This window comes from Planococcus sp. CPCC 101016 (assembly GCF_007859295.1).
Classification (GTDB): Bacteria; Bacillota; Bacilli; order Bacillales_A; family Planococcaceae; genus Planococcus.
Map to the genome: position 1 here is coordinate 787,077 of NZ_VOHB01000002.1, position 20,459 is coordinate 807,535.

19 protein-coding genes are annotated in these 20,459 nt (G+C 47.8%); 18 read left to right on the forward strand and 1 reads right to left on the reverse strand.

All coding sequences use genetic code 11. From position 1 onward, the window contains the following. Positions 1–3 precede the first annotated feature (3 nt). The 17 genes from FQV26_RS03760 to FQV26_RS03835 all read left to right on the forward strand — a co-directional run bounded on the left by FQV26_RS03760 (position 4) and on the right by FQV26_RS03835 (position 19,502). Positions 4–1,461, forward strand: coding sequence for a cobyric acid synthase (locus FQV26_RS03760; protein ID WP_146556028.1), 1,458 nt, complete (start codon positions 4–6; stop codon positions 1,459–1,461). After that, positions 1,458–2,228 carry an adenosylcobinamide-GDP ribazoletransferase gene (cobS, locus tag FQV26_RS03765; RefSeq protein ID WP_146556029.1) on the forward strand — a complete coding sequence of 257 codons (771 nt, stop codon included), beginning with the start codon at positions 1,458–1,460 and terminating at the stop codon, positions 2,226–2,228. The genes FQV26_RS03760 and cobS overlap by 4 nt, the downstream gene beginning before the upstream one ends. Beyond that, on the forward strand, positions 2,201–2,785 hold the full coding sequence (locus tag FQV26_RS03770; RefSeq protein ID WP_146556030.1) for a histidine phosphatase family protein: 585 nt from the start codon (positions 2,201–2,203) through the stop codon (positions 2,783–2,785). The genes cobS and FQV26_RS03770 overlap by 28 nt, the downstream gene beginning before the upstream one ends. Next, the gene (locus FQV26_RS03775) at positions 2,737–3,129 is read left to right on the forward strand and encodes a bifunctional adenosylcobinamide kinase/adenosylcobinamide-phosphate guanylyltransferase (RefSeq protein ID WP_146556031.1); all 393 of its coding nucleotides are present in this window, start codon (positions 2,737–2,739) and stop codon (positions 3,127–3,129) included. Before FQV26_RS03770 ends, FQV26_RS03775 begins: the two co-directional genes overlap by 49 nt. A 115-nt stretch (positions 3,130–3,244) precedes the next feature. Beyond that, positions 3,245–3,835 (forward strand): cob(I)yrinic acid a,c-diamide adenosyltransferase, encoded by a 591-nt coding sequence (locus FQV26_RS03780; RefSeq protein WP_146556032.1) that lies wholly within the window; start codon positions 3,245–3,247, stop codon positions 3,833–3,835. A gap of 1 nt (position 3,836) precedes the next feature. Beyond that, entirely contained in the window at positions 3,837–4,319 is a 483-nt protein-coding gene (locus FQV26_RS03785) for an ECF transporter S component (RefSeq protein ID WP_146556033.1), read from the forward strand. Beyond that, complete coding sequence (locus tag FQV26_RS03790; protein WP_146556034.1) at positions 4,309–4,986, forward strand: alpha-ribazole-5-phosphate synthase; 678 nt, start codon at positions 4,309–4,311, stop codon at positions 4,984–4,986. The genes FQV26_RS03785 and FQV26_RS03790 overlap by 11 nt, the downstream gene beginning before the upstream one ends. 264 nt (positions 4,987–5,250) lie before the next feature. After that, complete coding sequence (locus FQV26_RS03795) at positions 5,251–7,386, forward strand: (Fe-S)-binding protein (protein ID WP_146556035.1); 2,136 nt, start codon at positions 5,251–5,253, stop codon at positions 7,384–7,386. A 262-nt stretch (positions 7,387–7,648) separates the two neighbouring features. Then, positions 7,649–8,842, forward strand: coding sequence for an acetyl-CoA C-acetyltransferase (locus FQV26_RS03800; protein ID WP_146556036.1), 1,194 nt, complete (start codon positions 7,649–7,651; stop codon positions 8,840–8,842). A 2-nt stretch (positions 8,843–8,844) separates the two neighbouring features. Then, the gene (locus FQV26_RS03805; protein ID WP_146556037.1) at positions 8,845–9,696 is read left to right on the forward strand and encodes a 3-hydroxybutyryl-CoA dehydrogenase; all 852 of its coding nucleotides are present in this window, start codon (positions 8,845–8,847) and stop codon (positions 9,694–9,696) included. Positions 9,697–9,714: 18 nt separating this feature from the next. After that, positions 9,715–10,851: an acyl-CoA dehydrogenase gene (locus FQV26_RS03810; protein ID WP_146556038.1), complete on the forward strand. Its 1,137-nt coding sequence runs from the start codon at positions 9,715–9,717 to the stop codon at positions 10,849–10,851. A gap of 15 nt (positions 10,852–10,866) precedes the next feature. After that, complete coding sequence (locus FQV26_RS03815; protein ID WP_146556039.1) at positions 10,867–12,006, forward strand: acyl-CoA dehydrogenase; 1,140 nt, start codon at positions 10,867–10,869, stop codon at positions 12,004–12,006. Between the two features lie 15 nt (positions 12,007–12,021). Next, complete coding sequence (locus tag FQV26_RS03820; RefSeq protein ID WP_146556040.1) at positions 12,022–12,663, forward strand: TetR/AcrR family transcriptional regulator; 642 nt, start codon at positions 12,022–12,024, stop codon at positions 12,661–12,663. Between the two features lie 5 nt (positions 12,664–12,668). Then, the gene (gene icmF, locus FQV26_RS03825; protein ID WP_146556041.1) at positions 12,669–15,920 is read left to right on the forward strand and encodes a fused isobutyryl-CoA mutase/GTPase IcmF; all 3,252 of its coding nucleotides are present in this window, start codon (positions 12,669–12,671) and stop codon (positions 15,918–15,920) included. Positions 15,921–16,951: 1,031 nt separating this feature from the next. Then, entirely contained in the window at positions 16,952–17,113 is a 162-nt protein-coding gene (locus FQV26_RS18680; protein WP_186759608.1) for a hypothetical protein, read from the forward strand. A 62-nt stretch (positions 17,114–17,175) separates the two neighbouring features. After that, positions 17,176–17,745, forward strand: a complete 570-nt coding sequence (gene rpoE / locus FQV26_RS03830; RefSeq protein WP_146556042.1) for a DNA-directed RNA polymerase subunit delta — start codon at positions 17,176–17,178, stop codon at positions 17,743–17,745. Between the two features lie 158 nt (positions 17,746–17,903). Continuing rightward, a complete protein-coding gene (locus FQV26_RS03835) occupies positions 17,904–19,502 on the forward strand; it encodes a CTP synthase (RefSeq protein ID WP_146556043.1) in 1,599 nt (532 codons plus the stop codon). Between the two features lie 53 nt (positions 19,503–19,555). Here the strand turns inward: FQV26_RS03835 and FQV26_RS03840 are convergent, their stop codons facing one another. Then, positions 19,556–20,038, reverse strand: coding sequence for a DUF2529 family protein (locus tag FQV26_RS03840; RefSeq protein WP_146556044.1), 483 nt, complete (start codon positions 20,036–20,038; stop codon positions 19,556–19,558). A 48-nt stretch (positions 20,039–20,086) separates the two neighbouring features. Between FQV26_RS03840 and FQV26_RS03845 the strand changes: the two genes are divergently transcribed. Continuing rightward, entirely contained in the window at positions 20,087–20,446 is a 360-nt protein-coding gene (locus FQV26_RS03845) for a response regulator (protein WP_146556045.1), read from the forward strand. Positions 20,447–20,459: the final 13 nt, after the last annotated feature.

Below are 20,459 nucleotides of genomic sequence, written 5' to 3' on the forward strand. Positions count from 1 at the left end.
AAAATGCGGGGAATTATGATTCAAGGTACCGCTTCAGATGTCGGCAAGAGCATCATTTGTACAGCTTTCTGCCGGATTTTATCAGATCAAGGCATTAAAGTAGCACCATTCAAATCGCAGAACATGTCGAATAATTCCTACGTGACAGTAGGAGGCGAGGAAATCGGCCGTTCCCAAGGAGTCCAAGCAGAAGCGGCACGGGCCATGGCGACTGCAGATATGAATCCGATTCTATTGAAACCGGAAAGTGGAATGAAATCGCAAGTGGTTCTTTTTGGCAAAAAACTTGAAACGATGGATGGCATGGATTACCGTACACAGTTTTACGAAAGAGGCCTGGCTGCAATCGACCAGGCGCTGGCCAACTTGGAAAAGGACTTTACCCATCTGGTCATTGAAGGAGCCGGCAGTCCGGCCGAAGTCAATTTGAATGATCGGGAACTTGTCAATATGACCGTTGCAAAACGCGCGGATGTGCCGGTAATTCTGGTTGCTGACATTGAACGCGGAGGCGTGTTCGCGTCGATTGTAGGTACGCTCGCCCTCGTGCCGGAACCGGAACGAATCAAAGGCCTGATCATCAATAAATTCCGGGGGGATGCCCGACTGTTTGATGAAGGCGTCCGTTTTCTGGAATCGTACACCGGCATTCCGGTGCTTGGAGTTATTCCCTATATGGCCAGCCATGAAATCGAGCAGGAGGATTCGCTCGGTGTACAGGCTACAGAACGTCTATCTGCTAGTGAAAATGCTATAGAGCTGGTTATTTGCAGACATCCCTATCTCTCAAACTTTACCGATATTGAACCGTTTCTTACCGAGCCGGATGTATCCGTCCGCTGGGTCGAGACCGTCGATGAAATCGGCCAGCCGGATATTCTCTTATTGCCGGGTACGAAAAGCACCATTGCGGACCTGCGCTATTGGAAAAAGCAAGGATTAAAAAACAAACTGAAGGCGTTGGAAGGGCACACTTGGATTATTGGCTTATGCGGTGGGTTTCAAATGTTCGCTGAAACCTTGTCCGATCCCAATGGCCATGACGGCACCCGAGCAGAAAATGAAGAAGGATTCGGCTTAGTGGAGAATATGCACGTTGATTTTGTGAAACAAAAAGTGGTCCAGCGGCAGAACGGCATAGTGAATTTTTCAGATGAGGAAATTAACGTGGAAGGCTACGAAATTCATCATGGCAAAGTGAACAGGTCCGCTCACCCTCTTTTAACATGCGGGACTGAGTCAGAAGGGCATTTCCAAGGGCAGCTGCTGGGAACCCATCTGCATGGATTTTTCAGGAATGCTCGTTGCCGTGCTGGATTCCTGGCGCCGATCCGGAAACGGAAAAACTTGCCGACGCCTTTTCTGGAAGAGCTGGGCGATCCGCTTGACCGCTGGGCTGCACATGTCAAATCACATGTGGATTGGCAGAAAATTGAACAGCTCATGGAGGTGACTCCATGAGCCGGCAATGGGGGACAGGTTTTCTGTTGGCGCTCCAATTTTTCTCAGTGATTCCGGTGAAAAAACAATTGCCGATGGAAAAATCGCATATTACGGCAATGTATGCCATGCTACCTGTATTGGGTCTGATTTTTGGAAGCATGCTGGCTGGATCGGTATGGCTGCTGCGTGATATGACCGATTCCAGTCCGCTTTTGATCGGATTTGCGGTAGTGGCAATTAGCCTCGTACTGACGGGCGGGCTGCATATGGACGGGTTGGCAGATACGGGAGATGCTTATTTTTCCTATCAGGACAGAGACAAGCGCCTGGCAATTATGGGCGATCCAAGAATCGGCGCTTTCGGCACCATGGTGCTGCTGTTTTCGATTATCGGAAAAATTATTATCGTGTCAGAATTGATTCAAACCATATCCCTTATGCTGGTTTTTTTAGTTCCTGTATTCTCGAGAATCGGCTTGTTGGCGCTGTTCAGTTCCACTATTTCTGCAAAGCCGAAAGGTCTGGCGGCTTTTTTTCAGCAGCAGGCTGATCACGGGAAACTTCGGATTACAGCTGGCTGTTTTATTGCCATCAGCTTGGCTGTTCTGATCTGGAGCACCGGAATTTGGACTGCGCTGATCCTTCTGGTTCTGCTGCTTGTTTCTTTTTGGCTTTACCGCGCCTGGTGCCTGCGTAATTTTGGTGGTGTGACAGGTGACCTGTTTGGCGCGTATGTGGAAGGAGTGGAGATTTTGTTATGGATCAGTCTTTTGTTCTTCGTTTAATACGCCATGCCCCAACTAGAGGCAATCAGCAAAAGCGCTATATCGGCTGGACGGACGAATCGATTTTGCCGTTTCAAGCGAAGCCGGACCTAAACTTGAAGACAGTGGTCGGCAGCGACTTGAAGCGATGCCGTGAGACGGCAGCTGTACTGTTTCCGAATGCACGTTACCGGGCAAATCGCGAGTTGCGGGAATGCCATTTCGGCCAGTGGGAAATGAAAACTTATGATGAGCTGAAAGACAACCAGCTTTACCGCAGCTGGATAGACGAACCATGGAGTATACGTCCGCCCGGCGGTGAAAGTCTTGCGGATATGGCAGAACGAGTCGAACGCGGGATTCGGAAACTGCCAGAAGGCAAGGACGTGACATTGGTTCTCCACGGCGGTCCAATCCGTTACCTGATAGCGCAAGCTTTAGGTGAAAAATTTCAAAATCAAATTGCGCTGCACGACGGCTGCCACATATTAACCTGGAAAAGCCGCCAAGCGTTCGAGGAGCGGGCATTATGCACATCGTTTTCGGTGGAGCCTTTAATGGCAAACGACAGTATGTAAAAGACCGGTTAAATGGCCATGAGGTTTATTGGAGTGAAGGCGAACTTCCCGAATCAACAGCTTCAGAGGCCACAATTGTCATTGCTGGTTTAGAAAATTGGATAAAACAGCAACTCGGTAAAGGCTTGACAGAAGGTCAGATGATGGAACAAATAAGAAGGATCATGGACAGCGGACAATCGCGGCAAATTTGGATTTTGACGGATTTGAACCGAGGCATCGTGCCGACTGAGCGCATCGAACGGGAAATGCGGGATCTTGTCGGGCGTCTGTATCAGCATTTATTTGCCGAAGCCGAGAAGATTACACGGATTTGGTACGGTATACCGGAAAAGATAAAGTGAAGTTCGCTCTGTTGGCGAAGGTGAATATTTCCAACGGAGTGCTAGTTGAATCCATTAAACTTTTACGAGCAGTTGATTTCCTGTTTGTGAAAGTAAATCAAAGGGGCGGATAAGGATGAAGATTTACACGAAAACCGGGGATAAAGGGCAAACCAGTCTGATCGGAGCACGCACGGATAAAGATGCGCCGCGCGTCGAAGCTTATGGCACGATAGACGAAGTAAATTCATTTATCGGCAAAGCGATGACAGAATTGGCACCGGAAACATATGCTGATCTGCTGGAAGACCTGGAAGCGATCCAAAATGAGCTATTTGATTGCGGCGGCGACTTGGCCGATGTCCGCAAGGAGCCTCAATACAAAATGACAGAAGCGCCTGTTGAAGTTTTGGAAAAGCGCATCGATGAATTGATGGAAGAACCGCCATTACTTGAACGATTTATCCTGCCGGGAGGTTCTCCTGCAGCAGCGACTTTGCATATTGCACGTACCATTACGCGTCGTGCCGAACGCCAGACGGTGACATTGATGAGGTCGGGAGAAGATTTTCCGCTTGTCGTGCAGCGATACTTGAACCGGTTGTCCGATTACCTGTTCGCTGCATCACGTGTAGTCAATTCGCGTGCAGGTGTGCCGGATAACGAATACGTGCGCAGCGCCAAAGTATTCAAGAACGGCGGACGCAGCAAAAAGTCGGTGGACTGAGATGACCACAAGAAAATTGGCGCTAGCGGCTTTGTTCATCAGCTTGTCCGCAATTGGCGGCATGATCAAAATTCCGCTCGGCATCGCGTCCATCGCGCTTGATTCCATGCCCGCACTGGTCGCCGTGCTGTTCTTTTCGGCGCCGCTGGCCGGAACCATTGCGGCATTCGGGCATTTGATTTCGGCATTGTTCGGCGGCATACCACTCGGGCCGTTGCATCTGATCATCGCATTTGAGATGTGGGCTGTGGTGTGGCTGTTTGCAAAACTGCATCAGGCAGGCAAAAGCTGGCTAAAATGGGCAGCCTTTATCATTGGCAATGGAGTGCTCGCTGCCTTGCCGTTCTACTTTTTGTTGTCGCCGGCATTTTTTTACGCATCGGTGCCCGGCTTAGTAATTGCCGCTTCCATCAACGCCGGAGTGGCGGCTTTGCTAATGCCTTATGTTCTGAAGGTCCATGGGGTTTCGTTTCATGCGTCATGAGATTTTAATCGATGGCTTTGTCATCACTTCAGATAATTCAGCAGGAATCGGGGAAAAAGAACAGGATGTTGTTAAAGCTCCTGATGCCATCACGGCTAAATTCGCAGGACGGGTCGCGCTGCTCGAGCAATGGGCTGCCGGCAGTCAACCGCAAGCCGTACTGCTTCACAATTTCAGCGGAGCTGCTCAATGGACTGCTTACATGGAAGGCATCAAAGAGCTGTTCGATGAAGCCGAAACAGCTTTGCCGCAAATTTCAGGAAGTACGGAAACCAATATGCCGACACTGCAATCCGGCATCGCAGTAACGATGATCGGCAAACAATGCAGACAGCTGCCAGCTGCTGAATTACTGTGCTGGTTCGTCTATGGCATTCCGCTGGTTGGTGAGGAAGTGCTGACCCAGTGGAATAAAACCGCTGATCTCGCTCTGATTGGAAAAGGCATCGATGCCGGCTTGATCGAGCGCGTCTGGCCGGTCGGTTCACAAGGAATCGCACGTGAAGCCGAACTGCTGATGGGACGGCAAGTTGAAATTACTACTGAGCTTGACCAGCATCGCTCAGGCGGCCCGGCAACCTGTGTACTGGTCGGAGTAATGCCATTAAATTATGAGCAGACCCAGCAATTTTTTGGTGAAAATCTTTTCTCGTTGCGATTCGAATAAAGCAGGAGCATCATCCATTTTTGGATGGTGCTCTTTTTCTTAAGCTGAAATAATTTAACGGACAAGACGATGATGTTCATCACAAAACTAGTGCCTACTACTCAAACGCCATACTTTGTGCTTAATTTGAAAACTCTTTCAAATAGTAGTTGACTGAATGCTCATTCATATTTTAATATAGAACATAGTATCGACAAGTTGTACTCATTCACGTAAACTTTGAGTAAGTTATTATTAGAATACACACACAAGGGGGATATTGCGATGGAGCCATTGCTGATTGCAAACTGGGTTTTATTCATAGTTGTAACCGCTTACGCAGTTTATCTCTTCATCTATTTATTGAAGTCGAGATATGATTTCATCAAACTTGGAAAAGAAGTCGAGTTTGAAGAAAACTTTAACGAGCGTTTGCGCAAAGTCATGGTCAATGTTTTTGGACAGAAGAAATTAATGAAAGATAAGAAGAGCGGAACGATTCACGTCATGTTCTTCTATGGCTTCCTGCTGGTTCAGGCGAGTGCCATTGATTTTATTATCAAAGGCCTGTCTCCGGACGCGCATTTGCCGCTAGGACCGCTTTACCCAGCCTTCACTTTCTTCCAGGAAATCGTTACATTGACGATTTTGGTTGCTGTGATCTGGGCATTTTATCGACGTTATATCGAAAAGCTGGTTCGCTTGAAGCGCGGATGGAAATCAGGGCTTGTGCTCATTTTCATCGGTGGTTTAATGGTGACCGTATTAATCGGAAACGGCATGAACATGATCTGGCACGCGCATGAAGGTGCCTGGACAGAACCGGTTGCTTCACTTGTAGCTGGCGCATTTGCATGGCTGCCTGAAGCTGCAGCTGTGACAGTTTTCTACGTCATGTGGTGGGCGCATCTTTTGTTCTTGCTGACGTTCCTGGTTTATGTACCGCAATCCAAGCACGCGCATTTGATCTTCGGACCGGTCAACACTTGGTTCCACCGAGTTGACCATGTTGGCCGCTTAAAGCCAATCAACTTTGAAGAAATGGAAGATGAAGAAGATCCAGACGCCATGCCTTCATTCGGCGTTGGGAAAATCACTGATTTCACTCAAGGCCAGATGATCGATTTCTACGCCTGCGTGGAATGCGGACGCTGTACGAATATGTGTCCGGCTACCGGGACAGGAAAAATGCTGTCGCCGATGGATCTGATTACGAAGCTTCGTGACAACCTGACAAATACAGGGGCCGTCATGACGCAGAAAAAACCTTGGGTGCCGGCAATGGCGTTCAACAATACGCAAGGAAACCAACTGGCGATGGCTGCCGGTGCTGAAGGGGTCAGCATCGACGAACTTTATAGCCCAAGCCTGATCGGGGATGTTATCACAGAAGAAGAAATTTGGGCATGTACGACATGCCGTAACTGTGAAGACCAATGTCCGGTAATGAACGAGCACGTAGATAAAATCATCGACCTTCGCCGCTACCTGGTAATGACCGAAGGGAAAATGGACAAAGATGCTCAGCGCGCAATGACAAACATCGAGAAGCAAGGAAATCCGTGGGGACTTAACCGCAAAGAAAAAGAAAACTGGAGAGATGCACGTCCAGATATCTCAATTCCAACTGTTAAAGAAATGAACAAAGCCGGCGAAGAATTCGAATTCCTGTTCTGGGTGGGCTCGATGGGTTCATTCGACAGCCGCTCACAAAAAATTGCCTTGTCATTTGCACGCTTGATGAATGAGGCTGGTGTGAAGTTCGCGATTCTCGGCAATAAAGAAAAGAATTCAGGCGACACGCCGCGCCGTCTTGGAAACGAATTCCTGTTCCAGGAACTGGCGACAGGCAATATTAAAGAGTTCGAAAAAGCGGACATCAAGAAAATCGTGACAATCGATCCGCACGCTTACAATATCTTTAAAAATGAATACCCGGATTTCGGTTTTAAGGCTGAAGTTTATCACCATACCGAAATGCTGTTCGATCTGGTTCAAGAGGGACGCTTGAAACCGCAATTCCCGGTAAACGAGCGCATTACGTTCCATGATTCCTGCTACCTCGGCCGCTACAATGATGTCTATGACGCACCGCGTGAGATATTGAAAGCGATCGAAGGCGTGGAATTGGTCGAAATGGTCCGCAACCGACAGGACGGCATGTGCTGTGGAGCCGGCGGCGGAATGATGTGGATGGAAGAAGATGCTGGGCACCGTGTCAATGTTGCCCGCACCGAACAGGCGCTGGAAGTCAGCCCGACCATGATTTCTTCCGGTTGTCCGTACTGCTTGACGATGCTGTCAGATGGCACGAAAGCGAAAGAAGTCGAAGACGAGGTTGGCACATACGATGTAGCAGAGCTACTGGAGATGGCTGTCCTTGGCAATGAAACACCAATGCCTGAAGAAATTGTCCAATAAAGCTTCTGGCAATAAATAATTGCTTAATAACAGAAAATTGAGTAGAATACTATCATAAGAAGAAAAAAGAAAGGGAGTAAAGTGCTCCCTTTTCTTTTGCATTAAAACCGAGCGAGCGTTCAGTCAATCGTTTCGCCTGAAAGAGCTTCGTCCGCTTGGAGCGATTTCTTTAACCAAGTTCCACCTATACCAGCCATCACCTATATTTTTTTATCATATTTGAAAACGGTTACAAAGATATGCAAAGGGGAGGAAAATCATCATGGCAAAAACAGTCATTATTGATGGGGCACGCACAGCATTTGGGAAATTCGGAGGGAACTTAAGCACCTTATCCGCAAGCGAACTTGGGGCAGAAGCGATCAAAGCAGCGATGAGTCGTGCAGAAATACAACCGGAAGATGTTCAGGAAGTGATTATGGGCAACGTTCTGCAGGCAGGGCAAGGGCAGATCCCTTCCCGTCAGGCAGCAAAAAAAGCGGGAATTCCGTATAGCGTCAAATCTGAAACAATCAATAAAGTATGTGCTTCCGGCATGCGCAGCATTACATTGGCTGACCAGATTATCCGCTTGGGTGATGAAGAAGTCATCGTCGCAGGCGGCATGGAGTCCATGTCCAACGCACCTTATTATTTGCCGAAAGCACGCTGGGGACATCGCATGGGCGATGCTCAGGTAATCGACGGCATGGTTCATGACGGTTTGTCTTGCTCGTTCCATCCGGATAAGGTCCATATGGGGACTTACGGAAATTCGACAGCTGAAGACTTCAACTTGACACGCGAAGCGCAGGACGAATGGTCAGCCCGTTCACATGAACGCGCAATCAAAGCGAAGGATCTGTTCGCTGAAGAAATTGTCGCTATCGACATTCCACAGCGAAAAGGAGATCCAATCACGGTTGATGTGGACGAAGCGCCACGAGCCAATTCCACCATTGATGCGCTGGCAAAACTGAAGCCGGCATTCGGCAAAGATGGCACGATTACAGCAGGAAATGCGCCTGGCATCAACGATGGTGCTGTAGCATTAGTCTTGATGAGCGAAGAACGTGCACAGACCGAAGGGAAAAACGTATTAGCTCATATTTTAGCTCATACGGAAGTTGCGATCGATCCGCATCGTTTCCCGGAAACGCCTGGCATCGTCATCAACGAATTATTGAAGAAAACCGGCAAATCGCTGGATGACGTCGACCTGTTCGAAATCAACGAAGCATTTGCAGCAGTCGCACTGGCAAGTTCGAAAATTGCCGGCTTGGATGCTGAAAAAGTCAATGTCAACGGCGGTTCTGTAGCACTTGGACATCCAATCGGGGCAAGCGGTGCACGCGTCATCCTGACATTGGCCTACGAATTAAAGCGCCGCGGAGGCGGAATCGGCATCGCAGCCATTTGCTCTGGCGGCGGACAAGGCGATGCGATCATGATTGAAGTTCCTAAGGAGGCAAACTAAGCATGTCGATTGAAAAGGTAATGGTCATTGGTGCCGGACAAATGGGTTCCGGCATCGCGCAAGTTTGCGCGCAAGCAGGCTTGAATGTGAAATTGAATGATATGAAGCAGGAAGCATACGATCGCGGAATCGGAACGATCACGAAAAACCTTTCCCGCAATGTTGAAAAAGGACGCATGACGGAAGAGGAAAAAGCAGCAGTTCTTGGACGGATCACGCCATCACTTGATTTGAAGGATGCGCACGATGTGGATATCGTCATCGAAGCGGCTGTTGAGAATATGGCCATTAAGCACAGTATTTTTAAAACGCTGGATGAAGTGGCGCCAAAGCACGCCATTCTGGCTACGAATACATCATCCTTGCCGATCACGGAAATCGCGGCCGTCACCAACCGGCCGGAGCAAGTTATCGGAATGCACTTTATGAACCCGGTCCCAGTGATGAAGCTGGTGGAAATTATCCGCGGTTTGGCGACTTCGGATGAAGTTTATAAAAAAGTGGAAGAGATGACGGTTGAGCTGTCGAAGACGCCAGTGGAAGTGAACGACTTCCCAGGATTCGTCGCAAACCGCATCTTGATGCCGATGATCAATGAAGCCGTTTTCACGCTTCAAGAAGGTGTCGCTACAAAAGAAGCAATTGATGACATCATGAAACTCGGCATGAACCATCCGATGGGGCCGCTGGAGTTGGCTGATTTTATCGGACTGGATACATGCCTGTATATCATGGAAGTGCTGCATGAGGGATTCGGCGACAGCAAATACCGCCCGAGTCCATTATTGCGCCAATACGTGAAAGCCGGCTGGCTCGGCAAGAAAACCGGACGCGGTTTCTATGACTACACATAACAATTAGGGGGAACCGCAATGGATTTGCACTTTACAGATGAACAACTTATGATGCGCAACATGGTGCGGGATTTCGCGAAAGAAGAAATTACACCGTTTATCGAAAATATGGAAAATGGTGAATTTCCAACAGCCATACTAAAAAAAATGGGCGAACTTGGATTGATGGGAATCACCGCTCCAGAAAAATACGGCGGTTCCGAAATGGATTTCACGTCCTATATCACGGCTATACATGAGTTATCAAAAGCGAGCGGAGTAGTGGGTGTGATCTTGTCGGTCCATACTTCTGTCGGCACCAACCCGATCCTCAATTTCGGCTCTCAGCAGCAAATCGAAAAATACGTACCGAAACTGGCGAGCGGCGAATACCTTGGCGCTTTCTGTTTGACGGAGCCTGCGGCAGGGTCTGACGCGGCGAGCCTTAAGACAAAAGCGGTCCTTGACGGCGATGACTATGTATTGAATGGCTCAAAAGTCTTTATTACCAACGGCGGAGCAGCGGATACTTACATCGTTTTTGCTTCCACAAAACCTTCCTCTGGTTCCCGTGGCATTTCGGCTTTTATTGTTGAAAAAGATACACCGGGCTTGATTATCGGAAAAAACGAAAAGAAAATGGGGCTTCACGGTTCGAAGACGGTCCAATTGACCTTCGACAACATGCGGGTTCCGGCTGAGAACTTACTGGGTGAAGAGAATAAAGGCTTCAGCATCGCAATGGCGAATTTAAATGTGGGACGCATCGGCATCGCAGCACAAGCGCTTGGCATCGCTGAAGCGGCTTGCGAATATGCCGTGGCTTACGCCAAAGAACGCGAACAATTCGGCAAACCGATTGCTCAGCAGCAAGGCATCGGCTTTAAGCTGGCGGACATGGCGACACAAGTGGAAGCAGCAAAACTACTGGTCTACAACGCAGCGGACCTGTATTCAAAAGGCAAGGATTGCAACAAACAAGCTTCCATGGCGAAGCTCTTTGCTTCGAAAGCGGCAATGGATGTCACAATCGAAGCCATTCAAGTATTCGGAGGCTACGGCTACACGAAAGACTACCCGGTCGAGCGCCTGTTCCGCGACGCAAAAGTGACGGAAATCTACGAAGGCACCAGCGAAATCCAACGCATCGTTATCAGCAAACAACTAATCAAGTAATTGGAGGAATAGAAAATGAATTTTCAACTGTCCGAAGAACATGAAATGATCCGCAAAATGGTACGTGATTTTGCTAATAAAGAAGTGGCGCCAACAGCGGAAGAGCGTGACGAAGAAGAACGCTTTGACCGTGAAATTTTCGACAAGATGGCTGAACTTGGCCTAACAGGCATTCCTTGGCCTGAAGAATACGGCGGAATCGGATCGGATTATTTGGCGTATTGCATCGCAGTGGAAGAATTGTCACGTGTCTGCGCATCGACAGGGGTGACTTTGTCAGCTCATACCTCACTTGCCGGGTGGCCGGTTTATACATTTGGAACGGAAGAACAGAAGCAGAAATACCTTCGCCCAATGGCTGAAGGCACAAAAATCGGTGCATACGGCTTAACAGAGCCGGCTTCCGGATCTGACGCAGGTGCAATGCGCACTTCTGCAAAAGAAGACGGCGACCATTACGTGCTGAATGGCTCAAAAATTTTCATTACCAATGGCGGGATTGCCGATATCTATATCGTTTTTGCGGTAACAGATCCGGAATCAAAGCATAAAGGAACAACAGCATTCATCATCGAGAAAGACTTTGAAGGCTTCTCGGTCGGTAAAAAAGAACGCAAGCTCGGCATCCGTTCGAGCCCAACAACAGAAATCATTTTCGACAACTGCCGTGTACCGAAAGAAAACGTCCTGGGTGAACTTGGCCAAGGGTTTAAAATCGCTATGCAAACACTTGATGGCGGACGCAATGGAATCGCAGCACAAGCTGTCGGAATTGCACAAGGTGCGCTGGATGCGTCAATTGATTATGCAAAAGAGCGCGAGCAATTTGGCAAGCCGATCATGGTCAACCAAGGGGTTTCATTCAAATTGGCGGACATGGCGACTTCAATTGAAGCTTCCCGTTTATTGACTTACCAGGCAGCTTGGCTTGAATCGAACAAAATGTCTTACAGCAAAGAGTCAGCGATGGCGAAATTGATGGCTGGCGATACGGCGATGAAAGTGACAGTAGAAGCGGTTCAAGTCTTCGGGGGCTACGGCTATACGAAGGATTACCCGGTGGAACGCTTTATGCGTGACGCGAAAATCACGCAAATTTACGAAGGCACACAGGAAGTGCAGCGTCTGGTCATTTCCCGGATGGTTACGAAATAAGCGGAGGGTTGCCTTATGAACAAAAAGCGTGAAATTGAGTCTTCCGTAAAAGATGAGAGCCTAATTGAAAAGCGCCGCGAACAAATGATTCGCGGGGCTGTCACGCTTTTTAAAGAAAAAGGCTTTCACCGGACGACGACACGGGAAATTGCCAAAGCAGCCGGCTTCAGCATCGGTACCTTATACGAGTACATTCGAACTAAAGAAGATGTGCTCTACCTTGTTTGCGACTCCATCTACGATGAAGTGCATACACGTTTGGACCGGCTTGATATTGAAAAAGGCTCGATCAGCGTTCTGGTAACGGCGCTCGAACATTATTACACGTTAATCGACGAGATGCAGGACGAATTTGTCGTCATGTACCAGGAATCCAAATCACTGCCGAAAGATGCATTAGGCTACGTACTGGATAAAGAGCTTGAAATGGTAGCGATTTTTGAACGTTTGCTGACGCAATGCGTCGACAACAATGAAATCAACATGACGCCGAAAGAAGTAGCCATGGCTTCCCATCATTTATTTGTTCAAGGACAGATGTGGGCTTTTAGGCGTTGGGCATTGAACGAATTCACCATTCAGGAATTTATCGACATGCAAACCAAATTTCTCTTGCAGGGGATGGCAGGGAAAAACATTTCAATACAGGGGGCTTGATCATAATGGCTACAATTGAAGAAACGAAAACCTATCAGCCAAAAAACCATATTCGCTTTGTCACAGCTTCCAGTTTGTTTGACGGCCATGACGCGTCCATCAATATCATGCGCCGGATTTTACAGTCGAGTGGTGCCGAAGTGATTCATTTGGGCCATAACCGTTCAGTGGAAGAAGTGGTCAATGCAGCGATTCAAGAAGACGTCCAAGGCATCTGTATTTCTTCTTATCAGGGCGGACATATGGAATACTTCAAGTACATGCACGATTTGCTGCAGGAAAAAGGCGCTACGCATATCCGTATTTACGGCGGAGGCGGAGGCGTAATTTTGCCGCGTGAAATCAAAGAGCTTGAAGAATACGGCATTGCCGGAATCTTCTCTCCGGAAGATGGACGCAAAAAAGGTCTGCAGGGCATGATCACGGAAATCGTCGAGGAATGTGATTTCTCAACGGTAAAACCGGATCAGAAAATCGAGAATCTGACAACGGACGAACCGGTTGTGCTGGCGAATGTCATCACGGCAGCGGAAGAAGCTCATACACGGGATACCGATACTGCTGACTTGCTGAAAGCAGTCCGGGAACAGTCGAAAAACACGCCGATCCTTGGCATCACCGGAACAGGCGGAGCCGGGAAAAGTTCATTGACCGATGAATTGATTCGCCGTTTCCTGTCTGAACTTCCGGACAAGAAAATCGCGATTCTTTCAATTGACCCGACCAAACAGAAAACCGGTGGCGCACTTCTCGGTGACCGTATCCGCATGAACGCCATCTTCAATAAACGCGTATTTATGCGAAGTCTCGCGACACGTGGGTCACGTTCGGAGTTGTCCGGTGCCATCGGCGATGTTTTAGATGTCGTTAAAGCAGCGGACTTCGATTTAATCATTGTGGAAACGAGCGGGATCGGCCAAGGGGATGCAGAAATTGCTAACTTCTCGGATATTTCCATGTACGTCATGACCAGTGAATTTGGGGCGCCGTCTCAACTTGAGAAAATCGATATGATCGATTACGCGGATTTGATTGTCATTAATAAATTCGAACGCAGCGGTTCGCAGGACGCGCTTCGCCAAGTACAAAAGCAGTATCAGCGCAGCCATTTGCTATGGGACAAAGATTTGGACGAAATGCCGGTTTATGGCACCATTGCCAGCCAGTTCAATGATAAAGGCACCAACTCCCTGTTCGCGGCATTAGTAGCAACGGTCAATGAAAAATGCGGAACCGACTGGGAGACGGATTATGATAAATTCGTCAAAACACAGAAAGAGAACCTTATCATACCAAACGACCGCCGCTATTATTTGCGCGAGCTGACGGATACCGTCCGCGGCTATCACGCTAAGACAAAAGAGCAATCCGCCTTTGCGCGCCGCCTGTTCCAATTGGAAGGGGCGATCGAAGCGGTTAAAGAAAAAGCGCCGGACGATGCATTGGTCGCTTCACTCGAATCGCTGGCTGACGGCGTACGAGATGAGCTGACTGCTGAATCCAAGCGCATTCTTGCCAACTGGAGTGCCTTGAAAGAAATGTATGCCGGTGATGAATTCGTTACATCGGTGCGTGACAAGGAAATCCGCACCATCTTGCGCACAGAAAGTTTGTCCGGCATCAAAGTACCGCGTGTGGTATTGCCAAAATTCGTCGATTACGGTGAAATTTTATCGTGGGTTTATTTGGAGAATGCTCCAGGTTCATTCCCTTACACGGCGGGAGTATTTCCGTTCAAACGTGCAGGAGAAGATCCAAAGCGCCAGTTTGCCGGCGAAGGAACGCCTGAACGCACGAATCGCCGCTTCCATTATTTATCGAAGGACGATGATGCAAAACGCTTGTCTACTGCATTTGACTCGGTAACGCTTTATGGCGAAGACCCGGATCACCGTCCGGATATTTACGGGAAAGTCGGGGAGTCGGGCGTCTCGATCTGTACGCTTGATGACATGAAAAAACTTTATGCAGGCTTTGACCTGTGCGCGCCATCGACTTCGGTTTCGATGACCATCAACGGACCCGCTCCGATCATCCTTGCGATGTTCATGAACACGGCCATTGATCAGCAAGTCAAGTTGAATGAAGAAAAACTGGGCCGCACATTAACAGTCGAGGAATTTACCGAAGTCCGTGAAAGCACACTGCAGGTGGTGCGCGGAACTGTACAGGCCGATATTTTGAAAGAAGACCAAGGGCAAAACACTTGTATCTTCTCGACTGAATTCGCGCTTCGTATGATGGGCGATATCCAGCAATACTTTATCGACCACAAAGTGCGCAATTATTACTCTGTGTCGATTTCGGGCTACCATATTGCCGAAGCGGGCGCGAACCCGATTTCGCAATTGGCGTTCACGCTTTCGAACGGCTTCACTTACGTGGAGTATTACTTGAGCCGCGGCATGCACATCGATGACTTTGCACCGAACCTATCGTTCTTCTTCTCGAACGGACTGGATCCGGAATATACCGTCATCGGCCGTGTGGCACGCCGCATTTGGGCAGTCGTCATGCGCGATAAATACGGCGCCAATGAACGCAGCCAGAAACTGAAATACCATGTCCAGACTTCAGGGCGCAGCCTTCACGCGCAGGAAATCGACTTTAACGATATCCGCACGACACTGCAAGCCTTGATGGCGCTGCAGGATAACTGCAACTCACTGCACACCAATGCCTATGATGAGGCAATCACCACGCCGACGGAAGAATCCGTTCGCCGCGCGATGGCGATTCAAATGATCATCACCAAAGAGCATGGTTTGTCGAAAAATGAGAACCCGCTGCAAGGTGCTTTTATTATTGAAGAAATGACACAATTGGTGGAAGAAGCGGTATTGACTGAATTCGACCGCATCAACGATCGCGGAGGCGTCCTGGGCGCGATGGAAACACAATACCAACGCGGCAAGATCCAGGAAGAATCCATGCATTACGAAATGAAGAAACACACAGGCGAATTGCCGATTATCGGAGTCAATACTTACCTGAATCCGAATCCGCAATCGGACGACGACATCAACGCGATGGAAATCGCCCGCGCCACAGTAGAAGAAAAAGAAACACAAATCAACAACTTGCGTGCCTTCCAGGAACGCAACGATTCAACTGAAGCTCTGGAACGCCTAAAGCAGGCAGCAAAAACAGGCGGCAACATCTTCGAAGAATTAATGGAAACCGTAAAAGTCGCAAGCCTCGGCCAAATCACTACTGCTTTGTATGAAGTCGGCGGGCAGTACAGACGGAATATGTAGGTAGAAAAGTGAAAGTGCCTGTTCAGCTCTGAAAGGCATAAGGCGAACCGGCGAAGTGGCGTTCTTTGCCACACAGCCGGTTTGACTTATGACCTGAAGAGCTAGGCACTTGCAACTGGACAAGGAAAAGCGGAAGCGGCCGTTTTGCTTCGACAGGCGTAAGAGGGTTTGGCGAAGCGGCATGTTTTTAGCCGCACAGCCAAAGCAGCTTACGACCCGAGGAGCAGGCTGGTGGAGCTGGACAAGGGAAAGCGGATCCGTCCACGAAAGGCCCGAAAGGCAAGAGATGGCTCAAAAGTAGTTTGAGCCATCTCTTTGCGACGAAGCACGTAGTGCTGCAGGAGCAGTAAGCTTTAAAGAGACCAGCATAGTATTACGCTTTTTGTCGCAACGGTCAGCTGACCCACATCCTGTGGGTCTCCGCCCATGAAATTGAAGTTCGGGTAAAGAAAAGCTTAATGAATTACGAAAAAGTAAGCGTAATCCGTCTTCCAATGGATTTCGCTTACTTTTTTTGGGTGAGAAAGCGAGCTGGATTTAATTTGTGGGCGTTCAAAAAGATTTGTGGTCGCTCAGAGGGATTTGTGGGCGTTCAAAAAAATTTATGGTCGCTCACAGGAATTTGCAGTCGTTCAGAAAGATTTATGGTCGTTCGGCTGAGTTAAGACCTAAGAACCAGATGGATGAAAGTACAAAAAAAGGCGCCAACCTGTCAAAGTCCGGGTTTGGCACCTTTTTTGAGAAGAAAAAGTAAAGAGAAATATAACTAGCAGGTTGAGACAGGGATTTTTCATTGTTTTAAAATATGTTATGCACGTTCAAAAGAAAATACACAAAGCAGTAAAGTAAAAGGGAAATATGACGAAAAGAAGTCAAATCCACTATTATATTTTAAAAAGAAAATATTCCCAAAAGGATATCCCATGTAAATCGGATAACATTCTCTTTCCAATCCCGTCAAGTCGATTTCCCTGCTCTTTTTCTGTATAATATAATAATACACATTGCATAAACCAAGAAGGATGGATCCTATGCGCAAAGCTATCCACTACATAATCATCACAATCTGTGTCATACTGATTTTCTTCCTGTACAATAAAGCTTTGGGATCGATTCCGTTCATGATTCTGGCGCTCTATTTGTTTTATTTTGGGTGGAAGCAATTAGATCCGAGAAAAAAGAAAACACGGTAGCGGAGACTAGTTAGTTTGTATATAATGGATTAAGTTACGTAAGAAGAAGGGACGTGCACGGAATGAAAATTCGTGAATTATCGAAAGAAGAACTAATAGAAGAGTCATTCGTTGACTTGACATATGCAATGTTGGAAGAGACACATGAAACCAAAACCTATGCAGAATTGGTAGAAGAAATTGAAAAATTATTGAACCTGTCTAAAGAGGATATGAAAGAACGCTTGGTTCAATTCTACACAGACTTGAACATTGACGGCCGCTTTTTGATCTTGGGCGAAAACCGTTGGGGTCTTCGTGAATGGTACCCAGTTGAACAGATTGAAGAAGAATCTGCACCGACTGTTAAAGCACGCAAGAAAAAAGCCAAAGTATCTGATGACGAAGGCTTCGACGATTTGGATGACTTGGCATTGGAAGACGAATTGGAGTTTGAGGACTTCGGTGAAGACGACGATGACGATGACGACGATGATGAAGTCATCAAATCACCTGTGGAAGTGGAAGTCCTTGATTTCGATGCAGACGATGATGATGAAGAAGACGTCGATGTGCTGGTCGAAGATTTGGACGGCAACATCATTGATGAAGAAGATGATGAAGACGACGACGAAGAAGATGATTTGAAGTAATCTGAACATTTTTTCACCTTGACTTATGAGGCCAGACTGGATAAGATTTTACTGGGCTCCTTAAAATAGGAGAGATGATTCGTACAGTTTACGCGCTCCCCCTGCATATGCAGCAGGTGGAGCGCTTTTTATTTTTACCATTCGAGGAGGAAACAGGCATGACGAAGTATATATTTGTAACCGGTGGCGTTGTATCATCACTGGGTAAAGGGATTGTAGCCGCATCATTAGGGCGTTTATTGAAAAACAGGGGCTTGAATGTAACGATTCAAAAATTTGACCCGTACATCAATATTGACCCAGGAACGATGAGCCCATACCAACACGGAGAAGTTTTTGTGACGGATGACGGCGCAGAAACGGATTTGGATCTTGGCCATTACGAGCGTTTCATTGACATCAACTTGAACAAATACTCTAACGTAACAACAGGGAAAGTCTACTCGACTGTTATCCAAAAAGAACGCCGCGGCGATTATTTGGGTGGAACGGTTCAAGTTATTCCGCACATCACCAATGAAATCAAAGACCGTCTATTGCGTGCTGCGAAAACAGCCAACGCGGACGTCGTTATTACAGAAATCGGCGGAACAGTCGGCGACATCGAATCATTGCCATTCCTCGAAGCAATCCGCCAAATGCGTTCAGATCTTGGGCGCGACGAAGTCATGTACGTCCACTGTACGTTGATTCCGTATCTTGGAGCAGCTAAAGAAATGAAAACAAAACCGACGCAGCATAGCGTAAAAGAACTTCGCAGCCTTGGCATTCAGCCGAACCTGATTGTTGTGCGCACAGAACACCCAGTGCCACAGGACATGAAGGACAAGATTGCGTTGTTCTGCGACATCAAGCCTGAAGAAGTGATCGAATCGCGTGATGTTGACGTGATCTACGAAATGCCGCTTCGCCTTCAAGAACAGCATATGGACCAGATTGTTTTGGATCATTTCGGAATCGAAGCGCCAGAAGCAGACATGACGGAATTGAGTACGCTTGTTGATAAAGTGAAGTCGCTTAAAAACACTGTGCGCATCGGCCTTGTCGGGAAATATGTGGAATTGCAGGATGCTTATATTTCTGTAGTGGAATCTTTAAAGCACGCCGGTTTCGCATTCGATTCTGAAATCGAAGTGAATTGGATCAACGCAGAGCATATCAATGCTGACAATGTAGCTGAACAATTGAAAGATTGCGACGGCATCCTGGTTCCTGGTGGCTTCGGTGACCGTGGAGTGGAAGGGAAAATTGCAGCAACTCAATTCGCACGCGAAAACAACATCCCATTCTTCGGGATTTGCCTGGGCATGCAATTGGCATCTGTAGAATTTGCCCGCAGCATCATGAATATGGAAGGCGCACATTCTTCTGAATTGAACGCCAAAACGCCTTTCCCAGTCATCGATCTTTTGCCTGAGCAAAAAGATATTGAAGATTTGGGCGGGACACTTCGTCTGGGCCTATACCCTGCGAAACTTGAAAGAGGATCAAAAGCTCACGAGGCTTATGGCGAAGAATTGGTTTACGAAAGACATCGCCATCGTTATGAGTTCAATAACGAATACCGCGAAGCTTTCGAAAAAGCCGGATTCAAATTTACGGGTACTAGCCCGGATGGCCGTCTAGTGGAAATCATTGAAGTTGCTGATCATCCTTGGTTCGTGGCTTGCCAATTCCACCCAGAGTTTATTTCCCGTCCAAACCGTCCGCAGCCTTTGTTCCGTGAGTTTGTTAAAGCATCCATTGCCAATAAATAAATGGCAAAAGCCTTCCCTTGGAAATAAGGGAAGGCTTTTGTGTACCATTGTATTCATCCGGCCATCAGTTCGTCGATGCTTAGCTTGACGGCATAATACACATAGAGTGCTGCTAAGGCATACGGAACTAACGCAGGCATGCTATCGTCCTGTAACAGACCCTTCTGATCGTTCAATAGAAGGAAGGCGTCAGCTAACTCACTTTCATCCGATTGGGACGCAACAAACGCGAAGGGGATGCCCGCATCTGAGAGTCTTCTGGCAAGGTCATCGCCTTCTTTACCCGGTGCCAAGATCCAGACCCGATCGGTGCCGGTGACGATGCTTTCAGGCGACCATTCAGCTGCAGCCGTCAATGGATCCTTGCTATATAAGGCCACAGCGGATACAGCTTTCATTTCACCAAACGCTGCAATAAAAATGGTTCCTTCAGCAATGGCAGCTTGCGCTAAAATACCGGCCATGCTGTCGAAGACGGTCTGCCGCTCTGATAGACTCTCAAATAATCGGGTAAATCGTGCAGTTAATGGATTCATGAAATTCACCTCGTGAAAAAAGTATAGCAGATAAAGGAGTGGCTCTTCTTGAAAACAATTTTGATTGTAGATGATCAACCCGGCATCCGACTATTGCTGAAAGAAGTTTTCAGTAAAGAAGGATACCAGACGATTACCGCAGGAAGCGGAAAAGAAGCTCTTGAAATAGTCCAGGAAGCCTGTCCGCACCTGGTGCTGTTGGACATGAAGATTCCGGGAATGGACGGCATCGAAATCCTGAAACGCTTGAAGAAAAGCAATTCAAACGTCCATGTCATCATGATGATAGCCTACGGAGAACTCGACCTCATTAAGGAATCCATGAACTGGGGAGCCGAGCGTTATTTTACCAAGCCGTTTGACGTCTTTGAAGTGCGAGACGCCGTTCAGCAACTTTTAAAGCAGTAAACAAGGAAGAAGT